Origin of the sequence: Hymenobacter cyanobacteriorum, from assembly GCF_022631375.1 — a bacterium.
Classification (GTDB): domain Bacteria; phylum Bacteroidota; class Bacteroidia; order Cytophagales; family Hymenobacteraceae; genus Hymenobacter; species Hymenobacter cyanobacteriorum.
This window is the reverse complement of sequence record NZ_JALBGC010000003.1, coordinates 415,188-429,622: the sequence shown is the minus strand read 5'-3', so window position 1 is coordinate 429,622 and position 14,435 is coordinate 415,188. Positions and strand designations below refer to the sequence as shown.

At 59.4% G+C, this 14,435-nt stretch carries 18 protein-coding genes; 5 read left to right on the top strand and 13 right to left on the bottom strand.

Features of this window, described 5'->3' with window-relative positions; genetic code table 11:
- The first annotated feature begins 152 nt into the window (after positions 1-152).
- Both MON38_RS11640 and MON38_RS11635 read left to right on the top strand, forming a co-directional pair.
- Complete coding sequence (locus tag MON38_RS11640; protein WP_241936342.1) at positions 153-377, top strand: DUF433 domain-containing protein; 225 nt, start codon at positions 153-155, stop codon at positions 375-377.
- Positions 374-718 carry a DUF5615 family PIN-like protein gene (locus MON38_RS11635; protein ID WP_241936341.1) on the top strand — a complete coding sequence of 115 codons (345 nt, stop codon included), beginning with the start codon at positions 374-376 and terminating at the stop codon, positions 716-718. The genes MON38_RS11640 and MON38_RS11635 overlap by 4 nt, the downstream gene beginning before the upstream one ends.
- 148 nt (positions 719-866) lie before the next feature.
- Here MON38_RS11635 and MON38_RS11630 read toward each other — a convergent pair whose 3' ends face one another.
- From MON38_RS11630 to MON38_RS11620, 3 genes are all read right to left on the bottom strand, one after another.
- The gene (locus MON38_RS11630; protein WP_241936340.1) at positions 867-1,088 is read right to left on the bottom strand and encodes a DUF4926 domain-containing protein; all 222 of its coding nucleotides are present in this window, start codon (positions 1,086-1,088) and stop codon (positions 867-869) included.
- Positions 1,088-1,423: a DUF6883 domain-containing protein gene (locus MON38_RS11625; protein WP_241936339.1), complete on the bottom strand. Its 336-nt coding sequence runs from the start codon at positions 1,421-1,423 to the stop codon at positions 1,088-1,090. Before MON38_RS11625 ends, MON38_RS11630 begins: the two co-directional genes overlap by 1 nt.
- Before the next feature lie 738 nt (positions 1,424-2,161).
- Positions 2,162-2,998 carry a hypothetical protein gene (locus tag MON38_RS11620; protein WP_241936338.1) on the bottom strand — a complete coding sequence of 279 codons (837 nt, stop codon included), beginning with the start codon at positions 2,996-2,998 and terminating at the stop codon, positions 2,162-2,164.
- A gap of 441 nt (positions 2,999-3,439) precedes the next feature.
- On the opposite strand from MON38_RS11620, the gene MON38_RS11615 reads away from it, so the two are divergent.
- Positions 3,440-3,793, top strand: coding sequence for a type II toxin-antitoxin system HicB family antitoxin (locus tag MON38_RS11615; protein WP_241936337.1), 354 nt, complete (start codon positions 3,440-3,442; stop codon positions 3,791-3,793).
- A 63-nt stretch (positions 3,794-3,856) separates the two neighbouring features.
- Here the strand turns inward: MON38_RS11615 and MON38_RS11610 are convergent, their stop codons facing one another.
- From MON38_RS11610 to MON38_RS11590, 5 genes are all read right to left on the bottom strand, one after another.
- A complete protein-coding gene (locus MON38_RS11610) occupies positions 3,857-4,159 on the bottom strand; it encodes a hypothetical protein (protein WP_241936336.1) in 303 nt (100 codons plus the stop codon).
- Positions 4,160-4,171: 12 nt separating this feature from the next.
- Entirely contained in the window at positions 4,172-6,553 is a 2,382-nt protein-coding gene (locus tag MON38_RS11605) for a ribonucleoside-diphosphate reductase subunit alpha (protein WP_241936335.1), read from the bottom strand.
- Between the two features lie 282 nt (positions 6,554-6,835).
- On the bottom strand, positions 6,836-7,477 hold the full coding sequence (locus tag MON38_RS11600; RefSeq protein ID WP_241936334.1) for a YceI family protein: 642 nt from the start codon (positions 7,475-7,477) through the stop codon (positions 6,836-6,838).
- Positions 7,478-7,629: 152 nt separating this feature from the next.
- Complete coding sequence (locus tag MON38_RS11595) at positions 7,630-7,950, bottom strand: hypothetical protein (RefSeq protein WP_241936333.1); 321 nt, start codon at positions 7,948-7,950, stop codon at positions 7,630-7,632.
- A 64-nt stretch (positions 7,951-8,014) separates the two neighbouring features.
- Positions 8,015-8,974, bottom strand: a complete 960-nt coding sequence (locus tag MON38_RS11590; RefSeq protein WP_241936332.1) for a ribonucleoside-diphosphate reductase small subunit — start codon at positions 8,972-8,974, stop codon at positions 8,015-8,017.
- 497 nt (positions 8,975-9,471) lie between these two features.
- Between MON38_RS11590 and rplU the strand changes: the two genes are divergently transcribed.
- Both rplU and rpmA read left to right on the top strand, forming a co-directional pair.
- On the top strand, positions 9,472-9,777 hold the full coding sequence (gene rplU, locus MON38_RS11585) for a 50S ribosomal protein L21 (protein WP_241936331.1): 306 nt from the start codon (positions 9,472-9,474) through the stop codon (positions 9,775-9,777).
- Positions 9,778-9,892: 115 nt separating this feature from the next.
- Positions 9,893-10,168 (top strand): 50S ribosomal protein L27, encoded by a 276-nt coding sequence (rpmA, locus tag MON38_RS11580; protein WP_241936330.1) that lies wholly within the window; start codon positions 9,893-9,895, stop codon positions 10,166-10,168.
- Between the two features lie 70 nt (positions 10,169-10,238).
- On the opposite strand, the gene MON38_RS11575 is transcribed toward rpmA, so the two are convergent.
- From MON38_RS11575 to hemW, 5 genes are all read right to left on the bottom strand, one after another.
- On the bottom strand, positions 10,239-10,898 hold the full coding sequence (locus MON38_RS11575) for a hypothetical protein (RefSeq protein WP_241936329.1): 660 nt from the start codon (positions 10,896-10,898) through the stop codon (positions 10,239-10,241).
- A 207-nt stretch (positions 10,899-11,105) separates the two neighbouring features.
- Positions 11,106-11,906 (bottom strand): cyclase family protein, encoded by an 801-nt coding sequence (locus MON38_RS11570; RefSeq protein WP_241936328.1) that lies wholly within the window; start codon positions 11,904-11,906, stop codon positions 11,106-11,108.
- Between the two features lie 163 nt (positions 11,907-12,069).
- The gene (locus MON38_RS11565; RefSeq protein ID WP_241936327.1) at positions 12,070-12,720 is read right to left on the bottom strand and encodes an alpha/beta fold hydrolase; all 651 of its coding nucleotides are present in this window, start codon (positions 12,718-12,720) and stop codon (positions 12,070-12,072) included.
- An 8-nt stretch (positions 12,721-12,728) separates the two neighbouring features.
- On the bottom strand, positions 12,729-13,151 hold the full coding sequence (locus MON38_RS11560; protein WP_241936326.1) for a hypothetical protein: 423 nt from the start codon (positions 13,149-13,151) through the stop codon (positions 12,729-12,731).
- Entirely contained in the window at positions 13,148-14,296 is a 1,149-nt protein-coding gene (gene hemW / locus MON38_RS11555; protein ID WP_241936325.1) for a radical SAM family heme chaperone HemW, read from the bottom strand. The genes MON38_RS11560 and hemW overlap by 4 nt, the downstream gene beginning before the upstream one ends.
- Positions 14,297-14,435: the final 139 nt, after the last annotated feature.

Here is a 14,435-nt window from a genome sequence, read left to right as displayed (position 1 = left end):
TGGCTGGTAGCTATTAGACGACGTGCGCTGGATAGAAAGTTACTGAGTTCCGACCTCTTATTCACCGCGTACCACTTGCCGGAGCTTATGCCCCAACGCACCCCAGCCGCCCCGGCGCGCAGCGGCAATAGAAACTCCAGTATCTTCACCACATGGAATCCTTGCAGCATCGCATCACTACCAACCCGCGCCAGTGCGGCGGCCGGCCCTGCATTCGCGGCATGCGCATCCGCGTGGCCGACGTGCTCCAGCTCTTTGCCGCTGGCCTCAGCGCCGAGCAGATTCTGGTCGAGATGCCCGACCTTGAAGCCGCCGACCTGCAAGCTGCGCTGCAGTACGCCGCCCGCCAGATTGACTACCCGCGCCTCGCCGCATGACCTTCTGGATTGACGCGCACCTCTCGCCGCTCATCGCCGCCTGGATAAAGTGGAAATTCCCCGTTGAGGCCGTCGCGCTCCGCACGCTAGGGCTGCGCGATGCCGAAGACGAAGAAATATTCCGGGCGGCCAAAGCCGCCGGAGCCGTCGTGCTCACCAAAGACGCCGACTTCCGGCAGCTACTCGACCGTTTCGGCCCGCCACCGCAGGTTATCTGGCTCACGTGTGGCAATACGTCCAACGAGCGGCTGCAAGAAGTGCTGTTGGCTACCCTGCCTGCCGCGATAGAATTACTGGAAGCTGGGGAGCCCTTTGTGGAAATCGGCAACGTCCTGCCTTAGTTACTGCCACCCCCACGCCCCCCAGCCGCCCCCGGCGCGAAGGCGGCTAAGCTTAGAGTTTCTTGCAATTCCGCGCGAGCTTCTTCAAAAACAAACCAGCCGCTACCGGGGGCGGAAGCGGCTAGGTGATACAGGAGCTACAAAACAGTTAAGCGGCCTGCCGAGCAGCGTGAGCAGCCGGCGCGGCTACTTCAGCGGCGGGCAAGGTTATTACCGCTTGTGTGGTACCGTCGGGGCGTACAAATTCTACTTCGTAAGCTTCGCCCTGCCGATACACCAGCACGACGGTCCCTACGGCTCCGGTAGGCAAGCCGCATTCAGGGTGCGCTTGCTGCAATTGCACGATGTCTAATTCGGCGAAGGGTTTCATTAGCGGTCGAGTAAGTGAGCGGTGATTAACAAAACGAACGTGCCGGGCGATTGTTCCATCCACACGGTGCGGAGTGGGTATTCGCGGCCGTTAGGAGCCAGCAACGGGCCATCTACCACAAATTTAACGCCGTAAGGCGATTCCTTTTCTTCCGTCACCGGACGGAAATGGCCGTGCTCAATCAAGTCGGCAATCAGCCGCTCGTAGTGCTCCCGCGAATACCCGATGCCAAGAAAGAATCTGGCCTTAGCCCCGCCAATCGGGTGGTCAGGATTGAGCAGATAGTCCTGCACCTTGTTGGCCGCCACAAACAGCGGCTTGTCGTGAAGCGTCATCCGGTAAAGCTACTGCCCCGGCCCCACGGCCCCCAACCTCACCCCAGCAGCCCCACGCCCCCACCCCAGCCGCCCCCGGCGCCGCAGCGGCTGAACGATGCTTAGAGTTTCTCGCCATGCCGCGCGAGCTTCCCCAAAACCAAACCAGCCGCTCCCGAGGCGGGGGCGGCTGAACGATGCTTAGAGTTGCTTGCAATCCCGCGCAAGCTTCCCCAAACCAAACCAAACCAAACCAAACCAAACCAAACCAGCCGCCCCCGGCGCGCAGCGGCTGGGCGATGCGTTGGTTTCTCGCCATTCCGCGCAAGCTTCCCCAAACCAAACCAGCCGCCCCCGGCGCGCAGCGGCTGGGCGATGCGTTGGTTTCTCGCCATTCCGCGCAAGCTTCCCCAAACGCAAACCAGCCGCTCCCGGGGCGGAAGCGGCTGGTGATGCAGCGAACTCACAGCAATTTGAGAGTTGTTACTACATTTGTTGAACATAAGTGAGGCTGCTCGTCCCGAACACCCCACCGTTGGAGTTACCGTCGTTTTGCGAAGAACCGGAATACGCCACCACCTTTACGATAAACTCTTTTGCCTTTTATCGTAATGAATGGCGTAAACACTTCAACATAACTCGGGTCATTGGCTTTGTCTGCCATTTGCTTTGTTTACTGAAGTAACTGGTGAAAAAATACGAGGCCGGGACCTTCCCGTCAAGAACCCAGTTGAGCGCCAACTCAACTGGGTTTTTTATTTAACTGACACCAGGGCTAAAAAGCTCTAACGGTGCTTTGTTGCGCTTAGCATTGTCCTCTAGGGTGTCTTCTACATCCTGTTCTGTCTTGCCCACAATCTTCTCATTGCTCTCCGCTATTCGCAGTGTCAGAGGTTTTCTGTTGGCAGGTATCTGCAGATGTCTTGTTGCGATGGCAAACTCTGCTTTCAGTCTACCATCTTGCCCAAACCAATCAGAGGAAACAAAGTGATATCTAGATAGGCTGCCTTTTTCAAGAAACTTAAAAGCTTGGTCCCTGCCAATCATCCGGGATAACGTGGGACCTATATTTTTCAGATTGTCTTTTGAAAGAATACGGTCCAGGTTTTTCTCTTCTTGAATTATTGCGTCCACAACTGATGACGCTCCAACGAATGTTCTAAACCCATACTCTTCAGGGTTCTTCAAGACATACATGATTTTCTCAGCGTGAGTCCATGCTGAACTATACTCCCGTGTTACTTGGGCAGAATTAGCAACTGCTACCGTTTCTAAAGCCTTTTCGCCTTGGTGTTCTATAGAGGTTATGTTAGACACTACAGCAAGTGCTGCCTCCGGTAGGCCCAACTGCTCTAAGAAACTTTTATAAGTCGTTACTGACTCACGAATCGGTGCAAGTTGCCTTTGCAGTTCTTTTTCCTGCTGGATTGCGAGCTGCAACTTCGATTGGAACAAACGCGCAATGTCCTCTCTGTCGGACGCTGGCAAGCTAGACACATCTATTGGCGTTGGCATTGCTTTGAATTGCTTTGATTCGAAACAAATGTACGATGACGTGCAAGACATTCCAAACACATGCAAGTCAATCCAAGTCAAAGCAAATAATATTAGCTAGCGGCAACTCATGCGTTTAGTTCTTACAGGCACTTGCAGACACGTTGCGCTACTTACAAACAGAAGCAAGACGACTAAAATATTGCCCATATAAAAAGGCCACCTCGTGGAGGTGGCCTTTCTGCAAATTATACGCTCTTTCTTCTACTCCTACTACGACCCACAGGCCTCGCAAGCGTCCGGGTTATCCAGGGAGCAGGCCATGTCGGACTGGTTTTGCTCCACCAAGGCCAGGGGCTCCAGGATTTCGGCGGCTTGATTCCACCGTGAATTTGTGGCTAGGCGTTGAGCAAATATACATGGCTTTCATGCCCTTGCAAGTTGCCGCGAACATAACTGCCCCCCGTCGTTGTTCACGGTAGCGTACTTTGTACTAGCTTTACTTAAGCCAGGCCCGGCCCGGTTCCTATCCCTATATTTTCTATGGCTACTCTCACCACCGACCCGCACGGTCGCCTCGCCAAAGCCCAGATTGAGGTCCTGCTCGTTCTTGACGACGACAGCGGCCAGTACGTGGCCTATTGCCCCGCGCTGGAAGTCTCGTCCTACGGCGACACCGAGGAGGAAGCCCGCGCCGCTTTCGAAGATGCCTTGGCCATTTTCATCAAAGACACCGCCGAGCGCGGCACCCTCGACCAGTTCCTGCTAGCCTTGGGCTGGCGCCTGCTCAAGCAGCCCGAGCCCGTTTACGAGCCCCCACGCCTGCCCATCGAACTGCTCAACCGCACGTCCCGTAGCCGTCGCATCCTTACCGAAGAAGTGTTGCTGCCCGCTTAATAGGGCACAAGCGTCCCAATAAAAAAGCCCTGACCAGTGCGGTCAGGGCTTTTTTTATTGGCGTTACTCCTTGGCTTTACGTTTGCGGGCTGCCGCTTTGGCAGCTTTTGGATTAGCTTGTTCCGCCAGCATCCGGTTGAATTCCTCTCGCGTCACCACGCCCGAGAGTTCGAGCGTCACCAGATTGGTGTGCATGTGCAGTACCGGAATATCCTTGTCTTTGTCACGAATAATCAGGTGCCGGAGCAGCTTCTTACCCGCGTCGGGCGGAAAATCCCAGTGCTGGTGGCTGGCCTCGGTGCGAACCAAGACCAGCCCCAGCGCCCGCAGCAGCGCTACGAACTGCTGATAGGGAATTGACTTCACGATAGCCGCAGCTTACGACCCGCAGGCCTCGCAGGCGTCCGGGTTATCCAGGGAGCAGGCCATGTCGGACTGGTTTTGCTCCACCAGGGCCAAGGGCTCCAGGGTTTCGGCGGCTTGCTTTTCCACCGTGAACTTGATGGCGTCGGCGGCGGCTTTGGTGCGCAGGTAGTACATGCCCGTTTTCAGGCCGCGCTTCCAGGCGTGGAAGTGCATGCTGGTGAGCTTGCCGAAGTTCACGTTTTGCACGTGCAGGTTCAGGCTCTGGCTCTGGCAGATGTAGGCCCCGCGGTCGGCGGCTTGGTCGATGATGCGGCGCTGCGAAATCTCCCACACCGTCTTGTACAGGTCCTTGATGTGCTGCGGAATGCGGGCAATGCCCTGCACCGAGCCGTTGGCTGCGATGATTTCCTGCTTCATGGCGTCGTTCCACAGGCCCAGGGCCACCAGGTCCTTCAGCAGGTGCTTGTTCACCACCATGAACTCGCCGCTGAGCACGCGGCGCACGTAAATGTTGCTCGTGTAGGGCTCAAACGACTCGTTGTTGCCCAGAATCTGGGCGGTGCTGGCCGTGGGCATGGGCGCCACCAGCAGCGAGTTGCGGGCGCCGTGCTTCACCACCTCGGCGCGCAGGCTCTCCCAGTCCCAGCGGCCCGAGTCGGGCGTCACGCCCCACAGGTCGAACTGGAACTTGCCCTGGCTCAGGGGCGAGCCGGGGAAGGTTTCGTAGGCCCCGTCCTTGATGGCCAGGTCCTTCGAGGCCGTCATCGCCGCGAAGTAGATGGTTTCGAAAATGTCCTTGTTCAGGCCCGAAGCTTCGTCGCTCTCGAAGGGCATGCGCAGGGCAATGAACGTGTCGGCCAGGCCCTGCACGCCCAGCCCGATGGGGCGGTGGCGGAAGTTCGACTTCTGCGTTTCGGGCACCGGGTAGTAGTTCACGTCAATCACCTTGTTCAGGTTCAGCGTGGCCTGGTAGGTCACCTCGTACAGCTTCTGGTGGTCGAAGGTGGTGTTGCCGGCCTTGTCGGTCACGAGGTAGCGGGGCAGCGCCAGCGAGGCTAGGTTGCAGACCGCAATTTCGTCGGCGTCGGTGTACTCGATGATTTCGGTGCACAGGTTCGAGCTCTTAATCGTGCCCAGGTTTTGCTGGTTCGACTTGCCGTTGGCCGCGTCCTTGAACAGCATGTAGGGCGTGCCCGTCTCCGTCTGGCTTTCCAGAATGGCAAACCACAACTCCTGCGCCTTGATGGTGCGGCGGCCGCGGCCTTCCTTCTCGTACTTGGCGTAGAGGCGCTCAAACTCCGGGCCCCAGGTGGTGTCGAGGCCGGGGCATTCGTGGGGGCACATCAGCGTCCAGTCGCCGTTTTCCTCCACGCGCTTCATGAACAAGTCGGGCGTCCAAAGGGCGTAAAACAGGTCGCGGGCGCGCATTTCCTCCTTGCCGTGGTTCTTCTTCAGGTCCAGGAATTCGAAAATGTCGGCGTGCCAGGGCTCCAGGTAAATGGCGAAAGCGCCCTTGCGCTTCCCGCCGCCCTGGTCCACGTAGCGGGCCGTGTCGTTGAACACCTTCAGCATGGGCACCAGCCCGTTCGAGTTGCCGTTGGTGCCCTTGATGTAGGAGCCCGTAGCCCGCACATTGCTCACCGACAACCCAATGCCGCCGGCGCTCTGCGAAATCAACGCGCAGTTCTTCAGCGTGTCGTAAATGCCATCGATGGAGTCGTCCTTCATCGTCAGCAGGAAGCAGCTCGACATCTGCGGCTTCGGCGTGCCGGCGTTGAACAGCGTCGGCGTAGCGTGCGTAAACCACCGCTCGCTCAGCAAGTTGTAGGTCTTGATAACCGAGTCAATGTCGTCCTTGTGGATGCCCACCGACACGCGCATCAGCATGTGCTGGGGCCGCTCCACCACCTTGCCCTCCAGGCGCAGCAAATACGAGCGCTCCAGCGTCTTAAAGCCGAAGAAGTCGTAGTTGTAGTCCCGGTCATAAATAATGGCCGAGTCCAGCGTGGCAGCGTTCTTATGAATCACCTCCCACACATCGGTGGCAATCAGCGAAGCGTTGTCGCCATTCTTCGGGTCTTCATAAGTATAAAGCCGCTTCATGGTCGACGAGAAGGACTTCGACGTCACCTTGTGCAGGTTGCTCACCGCAATGCGGGCCGCCAGAATGGCGTAGTCCGGGTGCTTGGTGGTGAGCGAGGCGGCGGTTTCGGCGGCGAGGTTGTCCAGTTCCACGGTGGTCACGCCGTCGTAGATGCCGTCAATCACCTTCTTCGCTACTTCGATGGGCGACACATAGTCCATGTGTAAGCCGTAGCAAAGCTTCTCAATCCGGGCCGTGACCTTGTCGAACTTGACGGATTCGCGGCGCCCGTCGCGTTTAATTACTAGCATACCAGTGGTGTTTGGTTGAAGGTTTTTGCTTATATAAGAGTGTCGCCGGAGCGGAGCCAGTCCGGCGGCAAGTAGCTCATTCAGTTGTGGAAAGGGTAGATAAGCCGGCGGCAGTTGGTAGAGCCGGCGTAGTATTGAATCCCGGAAATTACCGCCTGGGTTTTCGCAGGGCAAGGAAAAAAACCGGAAGTTTTCCACACACCCCAAAAGCAAGCCGCCCGGCCACTTTTTCAAGTAGCCGGGCGGCAAAAGCAACTATAGCAACTCTACTATCTAACCGATTTACCGGCTGGCTGTGCCCACCGGGTTGGCCTGCCCCGGCTGGCACGTAAGGATAATGCTCACATCGATGCTCTTGGCGATGTTGTTGCGCACCAGTGCCGGAATCTTAATCTTATAATCGGCGGGCGCCACGTTGAACTTGGACGTCACCACCAAATCGTTGCCGCGCAGCTGCAGCGTGCCCGGCACCCGCACCTTGCGCTTCACATTGTGAATGGTGAGGAAGCCCTGCACATACACCGGCTGCGGCCCGGCACGCAGCTGTCCCTCCGTCGGCATCAGCACCAGCTTGCCGGTGAAGCGGGCCCGCGGGTATTTGTCGCTCTCGGCGTAGTTCTCGTTGAAATGCTCCTGCATCAGCGAGTTCTTGAACTGGAAGTCCTTCATGTACATCGAAAACGCCAGCTGCCCGCTGGTCAAGTCGAAGATGGCCGCCACCCGCGAGTTCAGCGCCTCAATGTCCTCCAGCGGGGCCGAGGAGAAGAAGGTCGTCTGGCCGCTGGCCGTGGAGTAGCGCTGCAGCATGGCCCCCGTGGGCGGCGCCACCGCCGAAGCTGGCGGCACAGGCGCGGTTGATGTTTGCGCATAAACGGCCGGGGCCACCGCGCTTAGCAGCAGAAGCAGGAATAAACCGTATTTCATCAGTAATAAATTGCTGGAAGGTGAAAATAAAATCAGCCCGAGCCGTCGGCTCGGAATATTTTCAACTCGGCATTTTTTACTCTTCGGTTGCCTGGCAAGGCCAGAAAAATAGTGTCTGCAGCAACTGACTATCGGCACATAATACTACCGCTCTATTGCCGCTGTATCTGCCCGATTTTTAGCCGTGTACCACCGCAGCAGGCGCACATACGCGGGTCTTCATACAGCGTGTACGTAAGGCAGATGCGCAACCCACTTTGTTGCAAGTTGGCTGGCAACGAATCCGGCGGATAGGCAGCACCTGCATCCAACTGTATCACGTAGCCATTCTGGTCGCACAGGTTACGGCCGTGCAGCACGGTTGCCTTTGCAAAGCCCGCCCCGCAGGTGGCCTCTTTTTGCGGCGCGTCTTTTTTGCAGGCCGGCAAGCTAGCCGCCATTACCAGAAGCGTAATCGTCCATCGTAAACGCATAGCAGTCGCAGGGTTAAGGTACGGGGCCTTGACCGCTGCGACTGCTAGGCCGTTGCACGATGCATTAGAAATCCTCGTCGAGCGAGAACACGTTGTCGTTGCGCTCGCTCATCACACCGGCCTTCTGATACTCGGCCACGCGCTTCTCAAAGAAGTTGGTTTTGCCCTGCACCGAAATCATTTCCATGAAATCGAAGGGGTTCGTAGCGTTGTAAATTTTGCCGCAGCCCAGCGACACCAGCAGGCGGTCGGCCACAAACTCGATGTACTGCGACATCGTTTTGGCGTTCATGCCAATCAGGCTCACCGGCAGCGCGTCGGTCACAAACTCCTGTTCAATCGTAACCGCGTCGCGGATAATGCTTTGCACCCGCTCCGTGCTCAGCTTATTCTGCAGGTAGCTGTAGAGCAGGCAGGCGAAATCGCAGTGCAGCCCCTCATCGCGCGAAATCAGCTCGTTCGAGAACGTGAGGCCGGGCATCAGGCCGCGCTTCTTCAGCCAGAAAATGCTGCAGAACGAGCCCGAGAAGAAGATGCCCTCCACGGCCGCGAAGGCAATGAGGCGCTCGGCGAAGTTCTCCGAGTTAATCCACTTCAGCGCCCACTCGCCTTTTTTCTGCACGGCAGGCACGGTTTCGAGGGCGTTGAAGAGGTAGTCTTTCTCCTTGGGGTCTTTGATGTAAGTGTCAATCAGCAGCGAATACGTCTCGCTGTGAATGTTTTCCATCATAATCTGGAAGCCGTAGAAGCAGCGCGCCTCGGGCATCTGCACCTCCTGCATGAAGTTCACGGCCAGGTTTTCGTTCACAATGCCATCGGAGGCGGCGAAGAAAGCCAGCACGTGCTTGATGAAGTGCCGCTCGTTGTCGTTCAGGTTGTTCCAGTCTTTCTGGTCCTGGCTCAGGTCGATTTCCTCGGCGGTCCAGAACGAAGCCTGCGACTTCTTGTAGTACTGCCACACCTCATCGTTCTGGATGGGGAAAAGCACGAAGCGGTTGGGGTTTTCAGCGAGGAGCGGTTCCATAGGCGGAGAGGATGTTGATGGCGGTTTTCGGCGGGGAAGGTGGCAGCCAAACCCCGGCCCGCGGGCAGATGTTTGGCCCGGCCACGAGAAAAGCGGGCGGCGTTTCAACTTCAAATATAGCCCCGCGCCCAGGGCCGATTGCCACCGGACTTAGCTTTTTTGTTCGGTATTTTTTAGCTAAGCCGCAGTTTTCTACGCGCCAAAACCCGTCGATTATCCGCGCACTGCCGATGGAAAACCAGGCTCAAAATCAGGTGTTTTGCGCTACTTATCCACATTTGACTTGTGGATAAACTCACTTGTCCCCAAAGTGCCGGCTTTTTCGGCCGATTTGCCGGATTTTTTAACCGTGTCTTAATCTGGCCTTCACTTGCCGCCAAGGGCCTAAAGCCGGCTAAGCGACGGGCAGCCAATGACGATTAACAACTTAGGGTTTGGATTTCCCAAATCAAAGTCGTACTTTTGCCTTCCCATTTCAGAAAAACCCGCGAAAGCTGATGTACGCAATTGTTAACATAGCTGGCCAGCAGACCAAGGTTGAGGCCAACAAATTCGTTTACGCTCACAAACTGGCCGGCAATGTTGGTGACACCGTAACGCTGGGCAACGCCCTGCTGACCGATGACAACGGCACTATCACGGTTGGTGCTCCCGAGCTGAGCGTGGCCGTAACCGGCACCATCATCGCCCACGTAAAAGGCGACAAAGTTCTGGTCTTCAAGAAGAAGCGCCGCAAAGGCTACCAGAAAATGAACGGCCACCGTCAGTCGTTCACCAAAGTAATGATTAACAGCATCGGCTAGTTTTTGAGCTTTTAGCTATCAGCTATCAGCTGTTAGCTCTTTGTTCTACTGGCAGTTACCTTTATTTTAACCAGACGCTAACAGCTAACAGCTATTAGCTAACAGCTCCAACAAAATGGCTCACAAGAAAGGTGTCGGCTCGTCCAACAACGGCCGCGAATCGCATTCGAAACGTCTCGGCGTAAAAATCTTCGGCGGCCAGGCTCTGGTTGCTGGCAACATCATCGTGCGTCAGCGCGGTACCAAGCACCACCCCGGCGCTAACGTGGGCATGGGCAAGGACCACACGCTGTTCGCCCTCGTTGATGGCGAGGTGCAGTTCCGCAAGGGCCGCAAAGACCGTTCGCTCGTAACGGTTGTTCCCCGCGAAGTAGTATCGGTTCCGGCTTAATTGCCTGCTAATTAAACGTTAAAAAGGGCTGCTCCTCACGGGCAGCCCTTTTCGCGTTTGGGTTGGCTGGCTAGCGCGGCGCCCGGGTTGAGTTGCTGAAATACACCCGCAGGTTCAACTGGGACGCCATTTCCCAGGGGCGGCTGATGGTGGCATCGGCGGCGTAGGGCGGCGGGGCTTCGAGGCCCAGGCCGGCACTCAGGTCGTAGAGCAGGTGGCGGCCCGGGCCGCGGTGCTGGGTGCCTACCAATACGAAGGCGCTGGGTGTGAAGCGCGTGAGGCTGCTCGCGCCCCGCTTGCGGCTGCGCGCGCCACCGCGCAGGCGGCCGGCCGCGCTCAAGTCGGTGCTGGTTTCGAAGGCCACGTAATTTCCCCAGCACTCGGCGGGGGCGCCGGCGCAGCGTGCCCGGCTCTGGTTGAAATAGTAGCGCGCTTCCAGGCCGAAGGCGGCTCCGGCGGCCGGGGCCTGGGGGCCACCGCGGCGGCCACGTGGGGCGCGGCCGGCGGCAATGTCGGCCTCGGCCCGAGCCAGCAGGCTGAACTTCGGATTCAGGCGGTACTCGAAGCCCAGAGAAGCCGGGAAAACCAATTGCCAACCCAGATGGTCGGGCAGGTAGAACAGGTGGGTAAGCTGCAGGCCGGCTTTGAGCAGAAAGCGGGGCGAGGCTACCGCTGGTGCTGAGGGCGCACTGGTTTCGGGAGCGGCCGCGGGTACCGGAAGTGAGGGCACGGGAACAGTTTGCGCAACGCCCGCTTCGGGCCGTGCCACCAGGGCCAAACCCAGCCCGGCCAGCGCCATGCTTTGGCGGGCCAGCGGCTGAGAAAAGAAATAACGTAAAGCAGTCCGGCGCATCAGGTTTATTGCTGATTTACAATGGTTCAGCAATATCGGATAAGGCCGGCGCGGTTGCAAGTATGGCGCGGGCGGTGGCGGGCGTTACCGGGCCAATGCGGCGCTGCCCTCGGTGGGCGCCGGGGTGAGGCGGTAGAGGACGGGCTTGCTGGGACTGGCATCGAGCTCCAGGCTGGTGATTTGGAGATTGAGCAGGTAGAGGCCGTCTTCGACTTCATCGGGCACGAAAAGGAGCTCGGTGATGGTGGCTTCGCGGCGGGGCTGAGCCGGGTATTGCCAGAAGGCGTGGTGGGCCAGCAGCTGGCCGGCATCTTCTTCGCGGTCGACGCTGGGCAGGTCGAGCAGGAAATGCTGGATGCTGTATTCGGCCAGATACTCGGCCAGCGCGGGCTCAATGTAGGTGGGGTTGGTGCCGGAGTAGTGACGGTGGCGTTTGGCGTCGTCGTTGGGCAGGGTGCGCAGGACCAGGGCTTCGGGCAGGGCGCGGTCGGGTTGGGCCATGAGGGCCGCCTGCACATCGGCCAGCAGCACCACAAGGTCGCCGTTGGGCTGGGATACCGGGGCCACGCTCACCACGCGGGCCACGAACAGGAAGCGGCGCAGGCACTGGTTGAGCGTGATGGCCGGGTCGGGCGAGATGTGGCCGTAGCACTCGGTGTGCGTGCCGTTGCCGTGGGGTGTGACGTGGATGCGCTGGTAGTTGGTGCTGCCGCCCAGGGCTACGCTGCCCACGAAGCTGCCCACCCGAATGGTATCGAACTGCACGGGCTCGGCCCAGAAGCAGTTTACCTGGCTTTCGCCGGGGGCCAGGGGCAGGGAAATGTCGAGCGGCGCGGCGGGGTCGTAGGTATAAACGCGGCCGGCGAAGGGGTAGGTGGGAAGCATGGACACTTATCAATGAGCAATGAGCAGTAAGCAAAAGAACGTCATGTTGAGCGCAGTCGAAGCATCTCTACCTCGCCATTAATCTATTCGATTGAGTTTGCTACTGCACGCAAGATGCTTCGACTACGCTCAGCAGGACGTTATTTTATCAGCCTCAACAACACTAATTTGTGGTCAGCATCGTCAGAATCCGGCTGATTTCGGCGGCGCGGCTGATGATAATCAGATGCCCGCCGGGCAGCACGTACTGGCTGTGGGCCGCGCCGTGCGGCAGCAATCGGTCGTCGGTGCCGTGAATGCGGATGGCGGGCACCTCGGGCCGGCCGGGCCATTGCAGCAGCCGGGCAATGGCCCAGCGGGTAAAATTGGAGTCGGTGTCGCGCAAAATCTGGGTGAGCAATTGGCGGTCGCGGGTGGTTTTTACGCCAAAGAACCAGCTGGCCAGTGCCGGTAGCTTCGGTAGCAGCTGCGGCGGCAGCAGGCGGTAGAGGCGGGTGGCCCGGGCTACCCGCCCCAGCCAGGGCAACTCGCGCGGGCCGGCGAAGCTGGAAATGAGCACGACGCGGGCCAACGGACGCAGCCGGGCTACTTCCTGCGCCAGCACGCCGCCGAACGACACGCCTACCAGCCAGCAGGGTTGCCCGGGCGGCACGGCCTCGGCGAGGCGGGCGGCGTAGTGGGGCAGGGGCTCGGCGGGCGTCTCGGGCGCGAGCCATTTCAGCACGTGCACTTCGCTTGGCAAGCGCAGGAACTGGAACACCCGCTCATCGGCCCCGAGGCCGGGAATGAGATAGAAAACGGGCGGCGCGGCCACGGCGGGCGCTAGGTGTCGAGGCGCACGAACACGCCTTCGAGGTAGAAGATGTTGTGGGGCTGCGGGTCGTCGTCCTCGGCTTCGCCCTCCTCGGGCACGGGGTAGGTGACGGATAGTTTCAGGGCCACGCTGGGCAGGGGCACGGGCGGGCGGTCGTCGGAGTTGTATTCGAGCAGAGCGGGCCAGTCGGCGGTAGCGAGGGCATCGGCTACTTCTTCCTGCAGGGCTTCGGCGCGGGTATGGGCCAGCGAGAGCAGCGTATCGAGTGCCTTGAAGGGCAGAGCGAGGTGGAAAAAGTGCGTGTCGTGGTCGAAGTGGGTGGTGGCCCACACGGTCACGTCGTCGGTATTGTCGAAGACGATGGTCACGAGGTGAATCTGCTCGACGAAGAAGTCGGCATCGTCGGCAATGCTGTCGCTCAGGAGTTTCATTCGGTTACGGCAGGGGTTTGGAACAGCTCCAGCGTAATGTGGTCGGCCAGCAGCTTGCCAGCGTCGGTCAAGGTAAGCACTTCGTTTTGGATGGTGGCCCAGCCGCTGGCCTGCAGCTCGGCGAGGTAGGCGGCGCGGGTGGCCGGTAGGTCGAGGCCGTGGTGGGTGCGCAGGTGGGCCAGGTCGCAGCCGCGGGCGGTGCGCAGGGTGGTGAGCAGGTACTCGTTGGCGCGGTCGGTGGCGCTGAGCTCGTCAATGGTCACGGGCACTTCGCCGCGCTCCAGCACCGCCGCCACGTACTGCGGGTTGTTGGCCAGGGTGAAGAGGCGGTTGCGGCCGTCGTAGCTGTGGGCGCTGGGGCCGAGGCCGAGGTAGGGTACCCCGCGCCAGTAGTTGCCGTTGTGGCGGCTTTCGCGGCCGGGCCGGCAGAAATTGCTGATTTCGTACTGCGTGTAGCCATGGGCGCGCATTGCCGCTAGCAGCATTTCGAACTGCGTGGCCACAAACTCATCGGGCGCCGCCTTGAACGTGCCTTTTTGCAGGCGGTGCCCGAAGGCCGTGCCCGGCTCGATGGTGAGGGCGTAGGCCGACACGTGCGGCACGCCCAGCGCGAAAGCGTTGGCCAGGTCAGCTTCCCAGATGTGGTGGCCGGGCGCGGGCACGCCGTAAATTAAGTCGATGGAAATGTTCTCGAAGCCCGCATCTTGGGCGCGGCGCACGGCCGTGGTGGACTCCTCGGCGGTGTGGGCGCGGTTCATCAGGCGCAAATGCGGCTCGTAGAAGCTTTGCAGGCCGATGCTGAGCCGGTTGATGCCGGCGGCCTGTAGCTCGGCGAGCTTGGCGGCGCTGAGGTCGTCGGGGTTGGCTTCGAGGGTGATTTCGGCCTGCGGCGACACCGCGAAGTGGCGGTGAATGGCGGCAAAAATCTGCGCCAGCTCATCGGCGGTGAGCAGCGACGGGGTGCCGCCCCCGAAGTAGATGGTGTCGAGCGTAGTATCGGCGGGCAGGTAATCGCGACGCAGTTCCAGCTCGCGCACGATGGCCTCTACTAATTGGCTTTTCAGCCCCAGCGAGGTGCTGAAATGAAAGTCGCAGTAGTGGCAGGCCTGCTTGCAGAAGGGAATGTGGAGATAGAGGCCGGCCATGAGAAACGCGGGTGCAGCAATACAATACTTGCCCGCAAAGGTCGTCACTACTACGCAGAGCAGCTATCAGGTTGCCGGCCGCCGATACTGCGCCCGTCAGCAGCGCAACGGTAGCGGCAAAACCACTGAGGCAAGTCAT

What these genes read in the sequence shown, in the direction of transcription:
- MON38_RS11640 (WP_241936342.1), top strand. Translation starts at nt 153, where the DNA reads ATGGAATCCTTGCAGCATCGCATCACTACCAACCCGCGCCAGTGCGGC.
- MON38_RS11635 (WP_241936341.1), top strand. Translation starts at nt 374, where the DNA reads ATGACCTTCTGGATTGACGCGCACCTCTCGCCGCTCATCGCCGCCTGG.
- MON38_RS11630 (WP_241936340.1), bottom strand. Translation starts at nt 1,088, where the DNA reads ATGAAACCCTTCGCCGAATTAGACATCGTGCAATTGCAGCAAGCGCAC.
- MON38_RS11625 (WP_241936339.1), bottom strand. Translation starts at nt 1,423, where the DNA reads ATGACGCTTCACGACAAGCCGCTGTTTGTGGCGGCCAACAAGGTGCAG.
- MON38_RS11615 (WP_241936337.1), top strand. Translation starts at nt 3,440, where the DNA reads ATGGCTACTCTCACCACCGACCCGCACGGTCGCCTCGCCAAAGCCCAG.
- MON38_RS11605 (WP_241936335.1), bottom strand. Translation starts at nt 6,553, where the DNA reads ATGCTAGTAATTAAACGCGACGGGCGCCGCGAATCCGTCAAGTTCGAC.
- MON38_RS11600 (WP_241936334.1), bottom strand. Translation starts at nt 7,477, where the DNA reads ATGAAATACGGTTTATTCCTGCTTCTGCTGCTAAGCGCGGTGGCCCCG.
- MON38_RS11595 (WP_241936333.1), bottom strand. Translation starts at nt 7,950, where the DNA reads ATGCGTTTACGATGGACGATTACGCTTCTGGTAATGGCGGCTAGCTTG.
- MON38_RS11590 (WP_241936332.1), bottom strand. Translation starts at nt 8,974, where the DNA reads ATGGAACCGCTCCTCGCTGAAAACCCCAACCGCTTCGTGCTTTTCCCC.
- rplU (WP_241936331.1), top strand. Translation starts at nt 9,472, where the DNA reads ATGTACGCAATTGTTAACATAGCTGGCCAGCAGACCAAGGTTGAGGCC.
- rpmA (WP_241936330.1), top strand. Translation starts at nt 9,893, where the DNA reads ATGGCTCACAAGAAAGGTGTCGGCTCGTCCAACAACGGCCGCGAATCG.
- MON38_RS11570 (WP_241936328.1), bottom strand. Translation starts at nt 11,906, where the DNA reads ATGCTTCCCACCTACCCCTTCGCCGGCCGCGTTTATACCTACGACCCC.
- MON38_RS11560 (WP_241936326.1), bottom strand. Translation starts at nt 13,151, where the DNA reads ATGAAACTCCTGAGCGACAGCATTGCCGACGATGCCGACTTCTTCGTC.
- hemW (WP_241936325.1), bottom strand. Translation starts at nt 14,296, where the DNA reads ATGGCCGGCCTCTATCTCCACATTCCCTTCTGCAAGCAGGCCTGCCAC.